The sequence below is a fragment of the Streptomyces sp. NBC_01410 genome, from assembly GCF_045040195.1.
Taxonomy (GTDB): Bacteria; Actinomycetota; Actinomycetes; order Streptomycetales; family Streptomycetaceae; genus Streptomyces.
Genome location: NZ_CP109530.1, coordinates 3,176,271 through 3,193,560, shown reverse-complemented (window position 1 = coordinate 3,193,560; position 17,290 = coordinate 3,176,271). Strand labels below are relative to the sequence as shown.

Here is a 17,290-nt window from a genome sequence, read left to right as displayed (position 1 = left end):
CGGACTAGCTTTCCTGCAGCACTAGTTGTTCGTTGTCCGGCTTCAGCCGGTGCGGTACTTCGGCGCGGGCGGCCCGGGTATCCCGGGCAGATCGGCCACCAGCCACTTGTTGTACGCCTCCGTCCACGGGCCCTTGCGGTAGTCGTCGAGCACGCTGTTCACCCGGCGCACCAGGTCGTCGTTGCCGAGCTTGGTGGCGACGCCGTAGAACTCGGTGGTGAAGGGCTTGCCGCCCTTCAGCGCGACCGCCGGGTCCTGAGCGGCCTGGCCCGCCGCGAGGGCCGCGTCCGTGACGACGGCGTCGACGAGGCCCAGCTGCAGCCGCACCAGGCAGTCGAGCTGATTGGGCACGGTGAGCTGGTCCTCGTCCGATGCCTGCCCGTCGTGCGAGTCCTTGAACGTCGCCCCGAACGAGTTCTTCTCCAGTGCCTCGTAGGCCGTCGAGCCCTCGGCCGAGCAGACCTTCTTCCCGGACAGCGACTTGTCGTAACCGGTGATCGACGACCCCTTCGGGGCGAGCACCTGCTGGCCGGTCTGGAAGTACGCCGTGGAGAACGCGACCTGCTTGATCCGGGCACAGTTGATCGTCATCGTACGGACGACGATGTCCACCGTGCCGTTGTTCAGGGCGGGTATGCGCTGGTTGGTCGGGATGGCGCGGAAGATGATGGCGTCGGGCCTGCCGAGGATGTCCTTGGCGATGGCCCGGGCGAGGTCGATGTCGAAGCCTTCGAGGCCGCCGGTGGCGGGATTGCGGTAACCCCAGCGGTAGCTGTTCTGGTCGACGCCGACGATCAGCTTGCCGCGCTGCACGATCGCGTCGATGGTCGGTCCGCCGGCGGTCGACGACGGCAGCGAGGCCTCGGGGGTGGTGCAGCTGTCCTCCTTGGCGGGCACGACGGAGGCCACGCCCTGCGTGGCCGGCTCGGCGCCGGGCTCCTGCGTGCCTCTGGCCAGCGGCAGCAGTGTGACGGCGGCGGTCAGCGCGCAGGCCGCGGCCATCCCCGCGACGCCCTCCCAGCCGCGGATCCTGCTCCTCACGTCCCTCATGGCGCCCCCTGTCACCGGTACTCCGAAAGCCTGCGGTTGATGCCGAGTACGGCTCCTGCCGCGCCGAGCACGGCCAGCGCGGCGGCGCCGACCGGCAGCCCGTCCAGCGCGCCGCGCCCGGACGTCGCCGACGCCGTGAACTCCCGCTGCTCATGGTCGATCGCCCTGCGCAGCGCCGCGTCCACCGTGTCGAACGACTGGCCCGTCGAGGCCTTCGGGCCGATGATCTGCTGCAGCGCGCTGTCGTAGTCGCCGCCGTTGTCGGTGGCACGCGCCTTCTTGTGGCGGGTGCGCCACTCGGCGACGGCGTTGGTGGCGTCCGCGACGGGATCGCGCCCCTCGGAGTCGTCGGCCAGGTCCTTCGCCGACGTCAGCGTGACACCGACGGCGTCCATCCGGTTCGTGTAATTGAATTCGTACTGGTCGTTCTTCCCGTCCGGGGTGAGGACCGCGCCCCGGGAGACGACCGCCAGATTCTCGTTGGCACGGGCCTGCAGCGCCTGCACCCGTGAGCTGTTGAGGGCCTTCAGGGACTCCTGGCCGCGCTCCATGGCGTTGTTCAGCTCGGCACGGGCCACCGAGTGCCCCACGATCAGCCAGAGCACGACGACCGTCGACGCGGCCGTGGCGGCGAGCAGCCCGTGGTTGAACATCCGGTTCGTCCGCCGGTAGTTGCGCCGCTGGGCCCAGACGAGCGCTCCGAGCACCAGCACACCGAGTCCGAACGAGACGAACGGCCAGTCGCGCGCGTCGTCGTTGTCCTCACCGAGGCGCTTCGTCTCCGCCTGGTAGAGCTTGTCGGCCGCGGGCAGCAGCTCGTTCGACATTTTCAGGTTGGCGTAGCGCAGATAGGCGCCGCCGAGCGGAAGGCCCTGCCGGTTGTTGGCACGGGCGCGCTCGATCAGGCCCGTGTAGCGGGGCAGCTGCTCGTTGAGCGCGGCAATCTGGCGGCCCGACTCGGTCGAACTGTCGGTGTTCGCCGCGGCGCTGACGAGCAGCCTGGACGCGGCCGTGATGTCCTTCTCGTACCGCTCATGGATCGCGCGGGGCTCTTCGGCGCCCGCGAGGAAGCCATTGGCGGCCGCCGCGTCCGCGTCGGCCAGCGAGCGGTGGATGGACGCGGCGTCCGCGCTCAGCGGCTGACTGCGGCTCACCACATCGTCGGCCGCGGAAGCGCGGTCGGAGATCTCGAACGCGGTGACCGCGCCGAAGGCCACGACCAGCGCGGCCAGAACGGCCCCGATGATCTGCAGCCGCCCCGGCTCGGTCGTCGCCGCGGTGCGCAGTCGCTCCTTGCCCACGGCCCAGGCGCCGCGGTGTGCGGGCGGCTGGATGGCCGGCCGGGCCGGTGGCTGTGCGGGCGCATGCCCCGGAGCCGACTGGGGCGCGGTGCGCACATTCGGCGGGTATGTCACGTGACCTCCCCCTCGGTCCCTGACGTCGGCCCGCCCCCCGGCGGGTCGGGAGACTGCTCCCGGCCAGCAGTATGGCCGGAGTGACCGACATTCACACCAGGATTGACTGGATCTTGTTCCCATCGCAGCCATCCAGGATCCTGCCAGACCGGTCTCCCCACCATGAATACGCCCCCCGACCTCGATCGGTTCCCATTGGCGAGGGGTGGACACGGGTGCCGGACGGGCATGAGTTCAAACCCGTCCGGCGAGTGAGGACAGCGCTCCCCAATTGACCCTGCGCCACACGTAAATTGACCCTGGGCTACGCGTAGTACCCGCGCAGCCGGGCACGGGCCTGTGGTGGCGCCCCCACATGGTCGAGCCCCAGCAGAGCCGCGCCGAGCACCGGTGGGGCCGTCACCACCTCGACGACCGCCTTCGGAGCCCTGGCCGCCAGCAAGGCGCCGATCTGCTCGTCCAGTTCCGGATGCCGGGCCGCCAGCACACTGCCGCCCAGCAGCACCGGCACCTCCTCGTCCAGGAGATCCAGCCGGGCCATCGCCACCGTGGACAGCGCGACGACCTCCTGTGCCAGCCGGTGCACCAGCGAGCGGGCCACCGGGTCGCCCTCCGCGCTGGTCGTGAAGAGGACCGGAGTCAGCTCGTGCCTGCGCCCCGAGGGGATGTGCTCCAGGTGCAGTGCCTCTATCAGGGCGTACATCGAGTCGAGTCCGAAGTGCGCGGGCAGCGTACGGGCCAGGGCCGTCGGCTCGCCCCGCCCGTCCTCCGCCCGCGCCGCGAACCACAGCGCCTCCTCCGCGAGCCCCGCGCCTCCGCCCCAGTCCCCGGAGATCTTGCCGATCGCCGGGAAGCGCGCGGTGCGGCCGTCCGGCAGCATGCCGACGCAGTTGATTCCCGCGCCGCACACCACCGCGACACCGCGCGGCTCGTCGACACCGGCGCGCAGGATCGCGAAGGTGTCGTTGCGGACTTCGGTCGTACGCCCCCAGCCGCGCCGCTGCACTGCCTCGGCCAACTCCCGTTCCTCCACCGGAAGATCGGCGTTGGCCAGGCAGGCCGAAACATGCGCGACGCCCGTCACGTCCGCCTCGGCCAGTGCCCGGCCGACCACTTCGGCGAGGGCGTCGATCGCCGCCTCCACGCCGACCCGTGGCGGCTGGAAGCCACCACCGCGCGCGGCACCGAGCACGGCGCCATCCCGACCGATCACGGCCACATCGGTCTTGCTGTTGCCCGCGTCGATGGCGAGCACGTTCGTCTCCGCGGGCCGACGTGCGTTCAGGCCCACGCGAGGTGCTCCTGGTTGTGCGCGATCAGCTTGTCGGTGAGCGCATCGGCGTACTCGTACTGGCCGATCAGGGGATGAGACAGCAGCGCCTTGAAGACACGGTCGCGGCCGCCGCGCAGGGCAGCCTCCAGGGCCAGGTCCTCGTACGCCGTGACATGGGTGATCAGCCCGGCGTACAGCGGGTCGAGCTCGGGCACGGGCAGCGGGGTCGCGCCCTGCGCGCCGACGGTGGCCTGCACCTCGATCACCGCGTCGTCGGGGAGGAAGGACAGGGTGCCGTTGTTGACGGTGTTGACGACCTGGTACGGGCTGCCGCCCCCGCCGATGAGGGAGGCCGCGAGATCCACGGCCGCCTCCGAGTAGAAGGCGCCGCCACGCTTGGCCAGCAGCTCCGGCTTGGTGTCGAGCGCCGGGTCGCCGTACATCTTGAGCAGCTGCTTCTCCATCGCCGCGACCTCGGCGGCTCGTGAAGGCTTGGTCCTCATTTCCCGTACGACCTCGTCGTGCGCGTAGAAGTAGCGTAGGTAGTACGAGGGGACGACGCCGAGCCGGTCGAGCACCCCACGCGGCAGACGCAGATCGTCGGCGATCGCGTCGACGTGCTCGGCCAGCAGCTTCGGCAGTACGTCCGCGCCCTCCGGGCCGCCGAGTCGCACCCCCGTCTCCCACGTCAGGTGGTTGAGGCCCACATGGTTCAAGTGGACGTCGGCGGCGGCGACGTCAAGGAGGGCCGCGAACCTGCGCTGGAAGCCGATGGCGACATTGCACAGGCCCACGGCCTTGTGGCCGGCCTGAAGCAGCGCCCTGGTCACGATGCCCACCGGATTGGTGAAGTCGATGATCCAGGCGTCCGGGTTGGTACGCCGCACCCGCTCGGCGATGTCGAGGACGACGGGGACCGTGCGCAGCGCCTTGGCGAGGCCGCCCGCGCCCGTCGTCTCCTGACCGACGCAGCCGCACTCCAGCGGCCAGGTCTCGTCCTGGTTGCGGGCCGCCTGACCGCCGACGCGCAGCTGAAGGAGTACCGCGTCGGCGTCCGCGACGCCCGCGTCGACGTCGGAGGTGGTGACGATCTTCCCGTCGTGGCCCTGCCTGGCGAAGATCCGCCGCGCCAGACCACCGACGAGCTCCAGCCGGTCGGCCGCCGGGTCGATGAGGACCAGTTCGCTGATCGGGAGGGTGTCCCTCAGCCGGGCGAAGCCGTCGATCAACTCAGGGGTATAGGTGGATCCGCCACCCACGACTGCGAGCTTCATGTGGTTCTAGCCCTTCACTCCGGTCAGTGTGACGCCCTCGACGAATGCCTTCTGGGCAAAGAAGAAGACGAGGATGACGGGGGCCATGACCAGGACGGTCGCGGCCATGGTCAGATTCCAGTCCGTGTGGTGCGCGCCCTTGAACGACTCCAGGCCGTAACTCAGCGTCCAGGCCGCCGGGTTCTCCGAGGCGTAGATCTGCGGGCCGAAGTAGTCGTTCCAGGCGTAGAAGAACTGGAAGAGCGCTACGGCGGCGATGCCCGGCCTGGCCATCGGCAGCACCACCTTGAGCAGGGTGCGCAGTTCGCTGCAGCCGTCGACCTTCGCCGCGTCCAGATACTCATTGGGGATGGTGAGCAGGAACTGGCGCAGCAGGAAGATCGAGAACGCGTCGCCGAACGCCATCGGGATGATCAGCGGCCACAGCGTGCCCGCCAGGTCGAGCTGCTTCGCCCAGAACAAGTACATCGGGATGATGACCACCTGGGGCGGCAGCATCATCATCGAGATGACGAGCATCAGCGCGAGTCTCTGGCCGCGGAAGCGGAACTTGGCGAGGGCGTACGCGACCGGGATCGAGGACACCACCGTGAGCACGGTGCCGAGCCCCGCGTACAGCAGGGTGTTGCGCCACCAGGTCACAAAGCCCGGAGTGTCCAGCACGCGGCTGTAGTTGTCCCACTCCCAGGTCTTCGGGACGAGGTCGCGGGTAAGTGCCTGCTGGTCGCTCATCAGCGAGGTGAGGACGACGAAGACGAACGGCAGCACGAAGAAGAGCGCGGCCGCGACACCCAGGGAGTGCACGGCGATCCAGTGCAGCAGCGTCTTGCGGCGTGCGGTCCGTTCGGCGTCGCCGACGATGCTTGCCGCCCGGACGGGCTTGTCGAGGATCTGGGTCATGATGGTCAGTCACCCACCTGGACGAGGCCGCCGCGCCTGCGCATCAGGAACGCGGTGAAGACCATGGAGAGCACGAACAGGACGAGCGCGATGACGGCCGCGGCACCGTAGTCGAAGCGCTGGAAGCCGACGTTGTAGACGAGCTGCGGCAGTGTCAGGGTCGACTTCTCGGGGTAACCGGGCTCGAACTGCTGCCCGCTGCCGCCGATGATTCCGGACGCGACCTTTCCGGCCACCAGCGGCTGTGTGTAGTACTGCATCGTCTGGATCACACCCGTGACCACGGCGAACATCACGATCGGCGAGATGTTCGGCAGGGTGACGAAGCGGAAGCGCTGCCAGGCCGAGGCGCCGTCCAGCTCGGCCGCCTCGTACTGCTCCTTCGGTACATCGAGCAGCGCCGCCATGAAGATCACCATCAGATCGCCGATGCCCCAGAGCGCGAGCGCGGTGAGCGCGGGCTTGGACCAGCCGGCGTCGGTGAACCAGCCCGGGGTCGGCAGCCCGATCGAGTCGAGGATCGAATTGACCGGTCCCGTACCGGGGTTGAGCAGAAAGACGAAGGCGAGCGTCGCCGCGACCGGCGGGGCCAGATACGGCAGATAGAACAGGGTCCTGAAGACCCCGGCGCCCGTCTTGATCTTGGTGATGAGCAGTCCGACACCGAGGCCGAACAGGACACGGCAGGTGACCATCACGAGCACCAGCCACAGCGTGTTGCGCAGGGCGGGCCAGAACATCGGGTACTCGCTGAAGACGTACGTCCAGTTGTCCAGGCCGTTGAAGACGGGGGGCCGGAAGCCGTCGTACTTCATGAAGGAGAAGTAGACGGTCGAGATCAGCGGGTAGGCGAAGAAGACGCTGAAGCCGATCAGCCACGGTGACATGAAAGCCGCCGTTCGAAGCGCCGAACGCCGGCGCTTCGTCCGCAGCGTGTGCGTAGCCACTGTTCTTCTCGGCTACTTCTGCTTGGCGATGTCGGTGTCGATCTGCTTGGCCGTCTTTTCCAGACCGGCCTTCAGGTCGTTCGCCTTTCCGGACTCGTACTGGTAGCCGAAGTCCTGGAAGGTCACCTGGTACGCGCCGCCGTCGACGTTGGCGGGCGTGGTGTTGGACTTCGGGTGCTGCGCGATGTCGATGAAGGTCTTGAAGCCCGGGTCGATCTTCAGGTTCGGCGACTTGAGCGCCTCGATCGTGGAGGGCACGTTGTGGATGCCGTTGGCGAAGGCCACCACCGCCTCGGTGTCCGTGGTCATGTACCTCACCAGCTCCCACGCGGCGTTCTGCTTCTTGCTCGTGGAGGCGATGCCCATGATCGTGCCGGAGAGATAGCCCTTGCCGTAGTCGGCGACCTGCTCGTCGGCGACGGGCAGCGGCGCGGTGCCGATCTCGAACTTCACCTTCGCGTCCTGAGCCATGCCCAGCCGCCACTCGCCGTCCAGCTGCATGGCGACCTGACCGGTCTGGAAGGGGTGCTTGGCGCCCCACTCGTCACCGAAGGTGTTGCGGTACTTCTCCAGCTTGGTGAAGCCGCCCAGCTTGTGGACTAGGCCCTTCTGGAAGGTCAGCATCTTCGAGAACGCCGGGTCCTTGGCGATGTTGGACTTGCCGTCCGCATCGAAGTAGGTGGGGCCCCACTGCGAGGCGTAGTGCATGGGGGTCGTCTCGTAGCCGTGGTAGTTCGGCATGAAGCCCAGCTGCTCGTAGCTGTCGCCCTTGGTCTTGGTCAGCTTCTCGGCGACCTTCTCGAATTCGCTCCAGGTCTTCGGCGGGGCGGTGATCCCGGCGGCCTTGAAGGCGTTCTTGTTGTAGTAGAGGCCGTACGCGTCGTTGAGCAGCGGCAGCGAGCACTGGTTGCCCTCGAACTGCGTGTAGTCGAGCAGCGGCTTGTGGAAGACCTTCGCCGGGTCGATCTTCGACTTCGCCAGGAAGGGCTTGAGGTCGACGAAGGCACCGGAGGTGCAGAACTTGCCCACGCTGTCGGTGGTGAAGGAGGAGACCACATCCGGGGCGTTCGAACCGCCCGCCCGCAGCGCCTGGTTGATCTTGTCGTCGGTCATATTGCCGACGATCTTGACCTTGATGTTGCTGTGCGCCTTCTCGAAGCGGGAGACGTTCTCCTGGATGGCCTTGACCTCGCTGGGGGCGCTCCAGCCGTGCCAGAAGGTAATGGTCGTCCTGGCGTTCGGATCGTCGTTGGCCGCGGAGTCGCTCGAGCCCGTACAAGCCGAGGCGAACAGGGATATCGCGGCGGTCGCGGCGAGCGCGGCGGCCGTCTTCCGGGTGCGTGTGGACATGGCGGAGTCTCCCTGTGACGGGTCGTGGGCTTGGCGGGTCTTTCGGCAGTTTCGGGCGGGATCAGCTGGATCAGCGGGAGGTGTCGAAGACTTCGTCGCGCGTGGTGGCCAGGGCGCTCTCCAACGCGCCGCGCAGGACGGGGTGTTCTCGTACGGAACCGAGTACGAGACGGGGCCGGGGGGCGGCCAGTTCGGTGAGCTCCGCCTGCACGCGTTCGCGCAGCGGCTCCCCGCCGGCGGCGATCACATCGCCGGACAGGACGACGAGTTCGGGGTCGAGCACGGCGACCATGGAGGCCAGACCGGTGGCGAGACCGGTCGCGTAGGCGTCGAGCAGCTTGCGGTACGGTCCCGAGTCGGCCTCCGCGGCCCGGGCGACGAGAGAGGCGGCGACCTCGGCGTGCGGTCCGTGACCGACGCCCTCGACCCCGAACTCGCGCGCCAGCCGGGGCAGCGCCTGGGCGCCGGCCAGCTCCTGGAAGCCGCCGCTGTTGGCCTTGGTCACCTGCCTCACCAGGGGGGTGCCGGGCACGGGCAGGAAACCGACCTCCCCGGCGCCGCCTGTGAAGCCCCGATGGAGGCGCCCGCCGATGACGACGGCGGCGCCGAGGCCCTCCTCGTTCCACAGCAGTACGAAGTTCTCGTGCCCGTGCGCGGCGCCCAGGCGCTGCTCGGCGACCGCGACCAGGTTGACGTCGTTCTCGTACTCGACGGGCATGGGCAGCACGGCGGCCAGCTCGTCGAGGAGGGTGGGGGCGTGCCAGCCGGGCAGGTGGGAGGCGTACCGCAGCCGCCCGGTGGACGGATCGAAGGCACCGGGCGTACCGATGACGAGCCGGTGCACATCGGACCGGGTCACCCCGGCGGCCTTGACGGCCCCGTCGAGCGCCTCGGTGACCTGCCGCACGACACTCTCGGCGCGCCGCCCCGGGGTCGGCAGCTCGAACTCCCCGACGGTGGCACCGGTGACATCGGCGACGGCGGCGTGAATGCGCTGCGGCGTCACATCGAGCCCGGCGGCGAAGGCGGCGCGCGCGTTGACGGCGTACAACTGCGCATTGGGCCCGGGCCGCCCCTCGGTGGTCCCGGTGGCGACGACGAGCCCGGCGGACTCCAGCCGCGCGAGCAGCTGCGAGGCGGTGGGCTTGGAGAGGCCGGTCAGCTTTCCTATTTTGGTGCGCGACAGCGGCCCGTGCTCCAGCAGCAGATCGAGCGCGGCCCGGTCGTTCATGGCGCGCAGTACGCGCGGTGTACCGGGTGTGGTTCCGGGTGTACCCGGTGTACCCCCGGGTGTGGTTCCGGCCACGACGGATGCACCTGCCCTTCGGCTGCGGACGTCCTCAGCTGGACTGTTAGGAAAGTTTCCTATTCAGTTGGGAGGAAGGTAAGCCGCATGTCAGGCGAGAGTCAATGGTCGGCGCGGACTGGGCAACCAAAGCGTTACGTGGGCGGGCCGCGGGGCCAGGTACAGGAACCGGGTTCACTGACGCGGACATGAGAACGGGACCCCTGTCGAATGGCAGGGGCCCGTGCACCTTGCTGAGCCGCGTCAGCGGCCGTCGGTGAGCACCTGAGCGGTGGGCGCCCAGTACCCGGTGAGCCCGCCGGCGGTGATCCGGACCATGGGGCGGCCGTTCACGATTGCCCTGCGGTCGAAGGGCGCGTTGGACGCACTGGCGAACTTCACCTTCTTGGTGGAGCCGGTGATCCCGTCGGCACCGAACTTGACGCAGGTGACCTCCACGTTCGCGGGGAAGGTCGCCGTGCGCTGCGGACGATAGGTGGTGGAGACGTACTCACCGCGCAGGAAGACCCTCGGGTAGGCCTCACCGACCCACCAGCCGGCGTACGTACCGGCGTTGATCCGGTAGTAGATACCGCGGCCCATGATGCGGCGGCGCACATTGACCGGCGCCTGGGTGGCCTTGGCGAAGGTCACCTTCTTGATGGCCAGCTGCTTGTCGCCCTTGGAGGAGGACCATCCGTAGTTGCCCTCGGCGCCGAGCGTGTCGAGCTTGTAGAGCGTGTGCGTGCCGGCGGCGAAGGCCGCGACGGACCCCGCGCGCAGGATGTACGCCGGGAAGTCGTCGATCAGCAGGTCGTGCCGGTTGGCGATGGTGGGGCTTCCGGTCTGCCAGTGGAGCTGGCGGAGCAGGTTGATGTGGTGCTGGTGGTAGGTCGGCGCGGGTATCCGGTGGGTGCCGCAGTAGAACGAGTACCAGCGGGTGTTGCGCAGCCGCGGGAAGTGATCGCGGATCGTGGTGAGCGAACCGTCGTACAGCTGCTCGGCCAGCGGGTTTCCGGTCGCCTGGAAGTAGTCCCAGAGGCCGAACATGGCGAAGACCATGCCGTTGTAGGTGTAGTCCGAGGTGCCCGGGGCGTCGATCGGGTACTCCTGGATCCACAGGTACCCGTCGCTGTCCTTGTTCACCGCCCACGGCTTGGCGTCGTCGGCGCGCAGCATCGAGGCGAAGGCACCGTCGGCGGCCGCCTTGTAGAGGGTGCGCTCCGCCTCGGTGATCCCGTCGAGCTGGGAGAGCTGGGTGAAGAGGCTGATCGCCTCGCCCTGCGCCATGCCGGAGTACCAGGGAGCCGTGTAGGCGATACCGCTGTGCGCGGCGTGTGCGAAGTTGAAGGGGTACGGGAAGTACCAGGCACCCCGGGACTCCACCCGCTTGTCGATCAGGCGCTGAGCCTGCGCCTTCGCGCGCTTGAGGAAGAGCGCCTTGCGGGCGGGGTCCTTCTCGATGCGGTAGCTGGATATGCAGCCCAGACCGAACTGCATCTGGGTGACGGGCTGGTCGTATCCGGCCGCGGTCCAGCTCGGCCGGTACTGGATGACGCCCTGCGCGTCGAGGAAGGTGTGCTCGGTCTTGGGCGTGACATTGGCCCACGACGTCGGCCGGTCCCGCCACGGGCGCATCGACTCGGGCAGATCGGTCACACACTTGTAGCCGGCCGTCTTGAACTCGAACGGCAGGACGGTCGGCACGGAGTCCTCGACCACCTGCGGGTTCACGGGCTGATCGGCGTACGGGATCAGCGTCCGCCGCGCACCCGGCTTGGAGATGGTGCCCTCGGCCATCTGATCGGGCAGCGGCGGCAGCGGCGGCGGCTCGGTCCCGCCGGGCGTTGCGGGAAGACTCAGCGCGAGCGACCTCGGCATCCCGCCGAAGGGGTCGGACGTGGGGGTGTCGAACACCCCGGTGGCCATGGCGGTGAACGTCCCCCCACCCGCCACGGCAGCACCGGCGACGGTGCCTCCAGCCACACGTATGAAACGTCTGCGGCCGATGTCGGCACGTCTCTTTCCAGCCATGACTGAAGAACCCCCCACGGGTAACACGCGTCAGTAAGTGTGGAGATCCTATGTGCCTCCTGGAGCAGTTGTGATGCCAGTGCTCGGAAGGCGCGCAAAGTGAAGCATTGAAACAGCCCAGCTCCGCTCAAATCAGGCCGGGGGAAGTGCTGTTGAGTCAAAAAGTTGAGCTCGGCCGCCTTGGGGCTCAGCTCGACGGTCGTGCGCAGACTGTGTCGTTTTGTGGAGCGACTGTGATGAATATGTGACCGAGTGGATCGGTCGATGTCGGACTTGCGCCACTGGTGTCACGGGTTGCCTCCGGGAAAGATCAGTTTTCTTTGCATGGACTGACTGGGTGGGGATCTTCGATGTCCGGGGTGGGGAAAAACTGGCAGCGCTGTGCTGCCCTCGTAAGTGCGGCAGTGCTGATGTCGTCAGCGCTCGGAGGAGCGACGGCAGTCGCGTCGCCCGCCGCTGTGGCCGCTGTATGTGCCGGTGGAGTGGAGTCGGACTTCAACGGCGACGGGATTCGGGATGTAGCGATCACCGATCCTCTCGCCACCGTCTCGGGTCAGGAGAAAGCCGGTCTGATCCGAGTTGTCCTCGGCGGTGGCAAGGGCGTTGTCACGGTGTCGCAGGACATGGCCAATGTGTCCGATGCCGCTGAGACGGGGGACCAGTTCGGTTTCTCCCTCGCGGTGTATGACGCGAACCTCGATGGTTGTAGCGACCTTGCCGTCGGCATGCCGTACGAGGACATCGCTGCCGTGCCGGACGCGGGTCTGGTACAGGTCATCTACGGTTCCACGGCGGGAATCGGTCAGGGCACTCCGAGCCTGGGTTTCCGGCAGGGCGCGGACGGCAACATGGCGGACGCCTATGAACCGGAGGACTGGGTCGGGTTCTCGGTTGCCGGTGGCACATCAGCAACGGGGGTCCCGTTTTTGGTGATCGGTGTTCCCGGAGAAGACAGCTCCGGCTTCACCGACATGGGGCTCGCCGCCTATGCGTATGGAGTGACGCCCAGCATCACTTCCTTCCACCAGAACAGCCCCAACGTCTGGCACGACCCCGCGTCCGGTAACCGTTTCGGTGCCGCGATCGCCGCAACAAGCAGGCACTTTGCGGTGGGCACCCCAGGTGCTGTGATCGGTACTGCAGATCAAGCCGGGGGCATCGTTGCCTTCAAGCCCTCGCTCAATACGGACAACATTCCTCTGCCGCTGTTCGGTATCGGCCAGGACGGCACGGGAACCGGGGACCAGGCGGCCGAGTCCGGGGACGGCTTCGGGACATCGGTCGCCATGGCGCCCCACCGGCCGTCAGGGGCCACGGCCAACACCGAATCCCTGCTGGCCGTTGGGGTGCCTAACGAGGACATCGGGAGCAAGGCCGATGCCGGGGCCGTTCAGCTGCTTCAGATTGCTGAGGCAGGGACGGTTACGGAGACGCAGTGGATCAGCCAGGACATCACCGACGTCGACGAGACGGCTGAGGCGAGCGACTACTTCGGCCAACGCGTGGCCGCGACGAACACCAGCCCAGGGTCGGTCGGAACGGCATCGACGATGCGACTGGCGGTCGGTGTCCCGGGTGAGGAAACGGCAGCGGAATCGCCCGACTCAGGAGGCGTGCAGCTCTTCCCGATGGTGGGCGCTGCGGGCGCCTCGGACGCGTGGCTCCAGCCGGGCAACGGAATCCCGTCGGCTGCGGCGCCTCGCCAGTTCGCCGGAATGAGCGTCGGTGCTGCCGGCGCGCAGTTGTACGTCGGCATGCCGTACGGCCCGACGGTCGGCCGGGCCGTTTACGCGTACTCGTGGAACGTGGCGCCGGGGGGCGCACCCGCACAGACGTGGAAGCCCGGTGAGGGCGGCATTCCGGCGGAGGCTGTCGCCTTCGGTGCCGTGGTCCGCTGACGCGGCCGCTCGGAACAGAGATTCAGTGGAACACAGGGTGGGGAGTACAGGCGTGTTCGCTCGTAAGCGGGGCCGAGGTCTGGCGCGGGGCGCGGTCGTTACGGCAACTGCGGGGGCAGTCTTCGCCGCGGGACTCGTGGGTGTGCCCGCGAGCGGACCCACGGCGGCCAAGGAGGCGGTCGCGGCTGAGCAGAGCAGCGACGGCAAGGCGATCTCCGAGGACGCGGCACAGGAGGAAGCGGCTGCGGCCGGCCGACAGGTGGAGGCCATGAACCTGCGCACGGAGCGCAGTGAGACGCTGGCCAATCCGGACGGCACGTTCACGCTCCGGGAGCATGTGCAGCCCGTGCGGACGTACAAGAACGGGAAGTGGGCGCAGCTCGACACCACCCTCGTTCAGCAGCCCAACGGGACATGGGCTCCAAGGGCATCGACCGCGGACATGGTGATCTCGGGCGGCGGAAAGGGCCCCTTCGCCTCCATGGACCGAGCGGGGAAGCGGATGTCCGTGAGCTGGCCGGGCCCGCTTCCCAAACCGCAAGTCGAGGGCAGCACAGCGAAGTTCGCAGACGTCCTGCCAGGCGTGGACCTGACCGTGACGGCCGACATCGATGGTTTCTCCCACCTCCTTGTAGTCAAGACCGCCCAGGCTGCGAACCACCCGCGACTGGCAGAGATCGCCCTGCCAGTGACGACCGATGGCGTCAATCTCCGCACGAACGCCGAAGGCGGCGTCGTCGCTGTCGACGAAGCAGCCGACGGCCCCGTCTTCGAAGCCGCGCAGCCTCAGATGTGGGATTCCACGGGGGCAGGCTCGGTTGCCGAGACCAAGCCCGGTGCGCGCAGCGCACCTGCCGATGGCAAGGGTGAGGCGGCCCGGGGCCGTGGCGAGGATCTTTCCAAGGGCCCGGGTGAAGGCTCACGGGTCTCTCCGGTGAAGCTGGGGCTCCGCGGCAGCTCGATGGTTCTCACACCGGACAAGGAGCTGCTGAAGGCAGCCAAGTTCCCGCTCTACATCGATCCGGTGACCAAGACCTACACCCGCTCCGGCTGGACGATGGTCTCGTCGTACTACCCCACCGAGGAGTTCTGGAAGTTCCCCGATCACGAAGGTGTCGGCCGTTGCCCTGCGGACACCTCAGTCCTGTGTGCGAGCAGCGACGACAGGAAGCGCCAGTTCTACGCGATTCCGACCGGGACGCTGGCCGGCAAGGACGTCCTCGAGGCCGAGTTCGCGATCACGCTCGCGGATGCCTACAACAGCACGGCGCGGCCAGTCGTGCTGTCCAGGGTCAACAGCACCGGTGGAGCTGCCATCGGTGCTGCGACGAACTGGAGCAATCAGCCTTCGGCGAAGCAGACGATCGCCTCCGCATCGACATCGGCTCGGGCTGGTTCCTGCACGGCGTCGAACCAGAATCTCCGCTTCAACGTGGCATCGACAGTGCAGCAGGCAGCGGACAGCGGTTGGGCGACGACCACGTTCCGTCTCGCGGCAAGCGATGAGTCAAGCTATGCGTACTGGAACCGGTTCTGCGGCAACGGCCAGTTGGAGGTCAAGTACAACCGGCTTCCTCCGCAGCCTTCCAAGGCCGAGATGAGCATCTCGCCGGGTGGTAAGTGCGTGAACGGTGCGGGGCGTCCGTACGTGGATACGCCACCGATCATGTCGGCGATCATCCGGGACTTCGATCACAACGACATTCCCGGCCTTGCCGAGACATTGCACGCCGAATTCATTCTGTCGTGGAACGACCCCACGACCGGTGAGCGGAAAACCTCGGAGCCGTTCCGTGCTGCTCCGAAGACGTCATATACCGACCCGGCCGACAGTCAGACCGGGATGGCGAAGTTCACTGCGAAGGCGGGGTTGCAGGGTTCTGCGAGTGCGAATACGACGCTCACGCTGCTGGAGAACGTCGTGTACTCCTGGCAGGTGCGTGGAGGGGACGGATATGGCTGGGGGCCATGGAGCAGTGTGCCCCCGCAGGCATGCGAGTTCGTCCTTGACAAGACGACTCCTGCCGCTCCGACGGTCACTTCGGTGCAGTATCCGAATGATGACGCCGAGCACACCGGCGTCGGGGACTACGGAACCTTCACCTTTACGTCCACCTCGACCGATGTTGCCTCCTATCGCTACGAGTTCCAGGATGGGACAAACGGTTCTGTCCCCGCGCAGTCAGGGACAGGGCGCCCCGGGACGCTGCGTTGGGCGCCGGCGCGGTCGGGCACGCACGCCCTGACGGTCACCGCAGTCGATGCGGCCGGCAAGTCTGCTCGCGGCCCGGCGGGTTACGTGTTCATCGTTTCCAATGGGCGAGCACCCGCGGCCGCCTGGAAGCTGGACGATCCGGTCACAGCGACAAGCGCGGCGGGGAGGCCCGGTGATCCCGCAGCGGCAAAGGGCTCTGGAGTCACCTTCGCCGCGACGAACCTCGGCGATCAGAAGCAGCGGACCGCAGCCACATTCAGTGGGTCGCAGGATGCCCATCTCTCCACGCCGGGCGCAGTAGTAGACACGGCCAACACCTTCTCGGTGTCGACCTGGGTCTATCTGCCCGAGCTGCCGACCAGCGACATGACGTTGGTCAGTCAGGACGGCACGGCAGAGCCGGGATTTGTGCTCGGCTATGACGGTCTGTCCAAGAGCTGGGAGTTCCGTTTCCCGGCTTCCGGCATCGACTCGTCGACTGAGTGGCGAGTACTAGACAGCACGCCGGCTGTAGCCAACACCTGGACCCATCTTGTGGGCGTGTACGACGGGGAACAGCGCTCCATGCGGTTGTACAAGCAGGGGCAAGAGGCAGCCGCCACTCCGGCACAGCGCCGCACGTCATGGAGTGCCACGGGCGGGCTGCAGATGGGACGCTCGCTCGCACTGTCCGGCTACACCGGACATCTCAAGGGCTCCCTCTCCGAAGTACAGGTGTACGACCGCCTGTTGTCCGAGGAAGAGATGGCGAAGCTGAATGCGGCCGACCCGGCACAGCTCGGATACTGGCCGCTCGACGAGGCGACGAACGGAGTGTCGCCGGAGACCGGCGGCGGCTCGGGGCTCGCTCTGTCCGGCGGTGCCTCCATCTACCGTGTGACCGACAACGTGTGCGATGACCTCGACGAGAACTGCACGAGCATCCCTGCAGAGCCGCTGAGGGGCGACGGTCACCTTCAGCTGGACGGCATGAACGGCTTCGCGCAACGAGGCGCGGGGCTGTTCGCGGCCGAAGGAAGTTTCGCCATTGCGGCGCGTGCCCGTCTCGCCTCCCCTGTACCTGGCCGGGATCAGGCGGTTCTCTCCCTGGCTGGAACCAACGGGAAGGCAGCGGTGGTCAGGTACTCACAAGCTCAGCAGCGGTGGCAGTTGGTCGTGACGGATCGGGATGTCAACGACACCGCAGCAGTGTCGACTTCTGTCCACGACTCGATCACCCCGCCAACGTCGGAGAACTCGGGTGACCACCTGACGCTGGCCTATGACGCCGTATTCGGCGAGGTGCGGCTCTATGTCAATGGCCAGCTCAACGGAGCGAAGGCCCTGTGGCCGAACACATGGGACTTCTCCAGCGTGACCGTCCAGGTCGGCCGGGCACTGACCGGCAGCACTGGAAGTGAGTACTTCTCCGGCGCACTTGACGAAGTCAGGGCCTACCAAGGCTCCGTCGATCAAAGCCGGGCCGCGCAGATCGCGGCGGGTATCAGCAGCAGCTAGTCGGACAGCTCATGCGGTGGTGGCGGGTTCGTACCGCCACCACCGCAACCCGCTGCCCTGTCCACCCCCGTTTTCCTTGGGAGCAGTAATGTCCTCGCCTTCGTGGTTCCGAACCCGTCCGGCGCTCTCGAACAGTCCGGTTCGACGACGTG

The 17,290-nt window shown here is 67.6% G+C and carries 11 protein-coding genes; 2 read left to right on the top strand and 9 right to left on the bottom strand.

What is annotated here, in order from left to right; genetic code table 11:
* Positions 1-42: 42 nt before the first annotated feature.
* The 9 genes from OG741_RS14570 to OG741_RS14530 form a co-directional block, all read right to left on the bottom strand.
* Complete coding sequence (locus OG741_RS14570) at positions 43-1,050, bottom strand: glutamate ABC transporter substrate-binding protein (protein WP_405597797.1); 1,008 nt, start codon at positions 1,048-1,050, stop codon at positions 43-45.
* Positions 1,051-1,061: 11 nt separating this feature from the next.
* Positions 1,062-2,465: a hypothetical protein gene (locus OG741_RS14565; protein ID WP_405597795.1), complete on the bottom strand. Its 1,404-nt coding sequence runs from the start codon at positions 2,463-2,465 to the stop codon at positions 1,062-1,064.
* 304 nt (positions 2,466-2,769) lie between these two features.
* The gene (locus OG741_RS14560; RefSeq protein ID WP_405597793.1) at positions 2,770-3,756 is read right to left on the bottom strand and encodes an N-acetylglucosamine kinase; all 987 of its coding nucleotides are present in this window, start codon (positions 3,754-3,756) and stop codon (positions 2,770-2,772) included.
* Positions 3,747-5,012 carry a 6-phospho-beta-glucosidase gene (locus tag OG741_RS14555; RefSeq protein ID WP_405597791.1) on the bottom strand — a complete coding sequence of 422 codons (1,266 nt, stop codon included), beginning with the start codon at positions 5,010-5,012 and terminating at the stop codon, positions 3,747-3,749. The genes OG741_RS14560 and OG741_RS14555 overlap by 10 nt, the downstream gene beginning before the upstream one ends.
* Positions 5,013-5,018: 6 nt before the next feature.
* Positions 5,019-5,912, bottom strand: coding sequence for a carbohydrate ABC transporter permease (locus tag OG741_RS14550; RefSeq protein WP_405597789.1), 894 nt, complete (start codon positions 5,910-5,912; stop codon positions 5,019-5,021).
* Positions 5,913-5,917: 5 nt separating this feature from the next.
* Positions 5,918-6,859: a carbohydrate ABC transporter permease gene (locus OG741_RS14545; protein WP_405597787.1), complete on the bottom strand. Its 942-nt coding sequence runs from the start codon at positions 6,857-6,859 to the stop codon at positions 5,918-5,920.
* Positions 6,860-6,871: 12 nt separating this feature from the next.
* Positions 6,872-8,209 (bottom strand): ABC transporter substrate-binding protein, encoded by a 1,338-nt coding sequence (locus OG741_RS14540; protein ID WP_405597785.1) that lies wholly within the window; start codon positions 8,207-8,209, stop codon positions 6,872-6,874.
* Positions 8,210-8,279: 70 nt separating this feature from the next.
* Complete coding sequence (locus tag OG741_RS14535) at positions 8,280-9,440, bottom strand: ROK family protein (protein WP_405597783.1); 1,161 nt, start codon at positions 9,438-9,440, stop codon at positions 8,280-8,282.
* Between the two features lie 318 nt (positions 9,441-9,758).
* Positions 9,759-11,480, bottom strand: coding sequence for a D-glucuronyl C5-epimerase family protein (locus OG741_RS14530; RefSeq protein WP_405597780.1), 1,722 nt, complete (start codon positions 11,478-11,480; stop codon positions 9,759-9,761).
* Positions 11,481-11,812: 332 nt separating this feature from the next.
* Here OG741_RS14530 and OG741_RS14525 point away from each other — a divergent pair, with 332 nt between their 5' ends.
* Positions 11,813-13,426 carry a VCBS repeat-containing protein gene (locus OG741_RS14525; protein WP_405597778.1) on the top strand — a complete coding sequence of 538 codons (1,614 nt, stop codon included), beginning with the start codon at positions 11,813-11,815 and terminating at the stop codon, positions 13,424-13,426.
* 142 nt (positions 13,427-13,568) lie between these two features.
* Positions 13,569-17,138: a LamG-like jellyroll fold domain-containing protein gene (locus OG741_RS14520; RefSeq protein ID WP_405597776.1), complete on the top strand. Its 3,570-nt coding sequence runs from the start codon at positions 13,569-13,571 to the stop codon at positions 17,136-17,138.
* Positions 17,139-17,290: the final 152 nt, after the last annotated feature.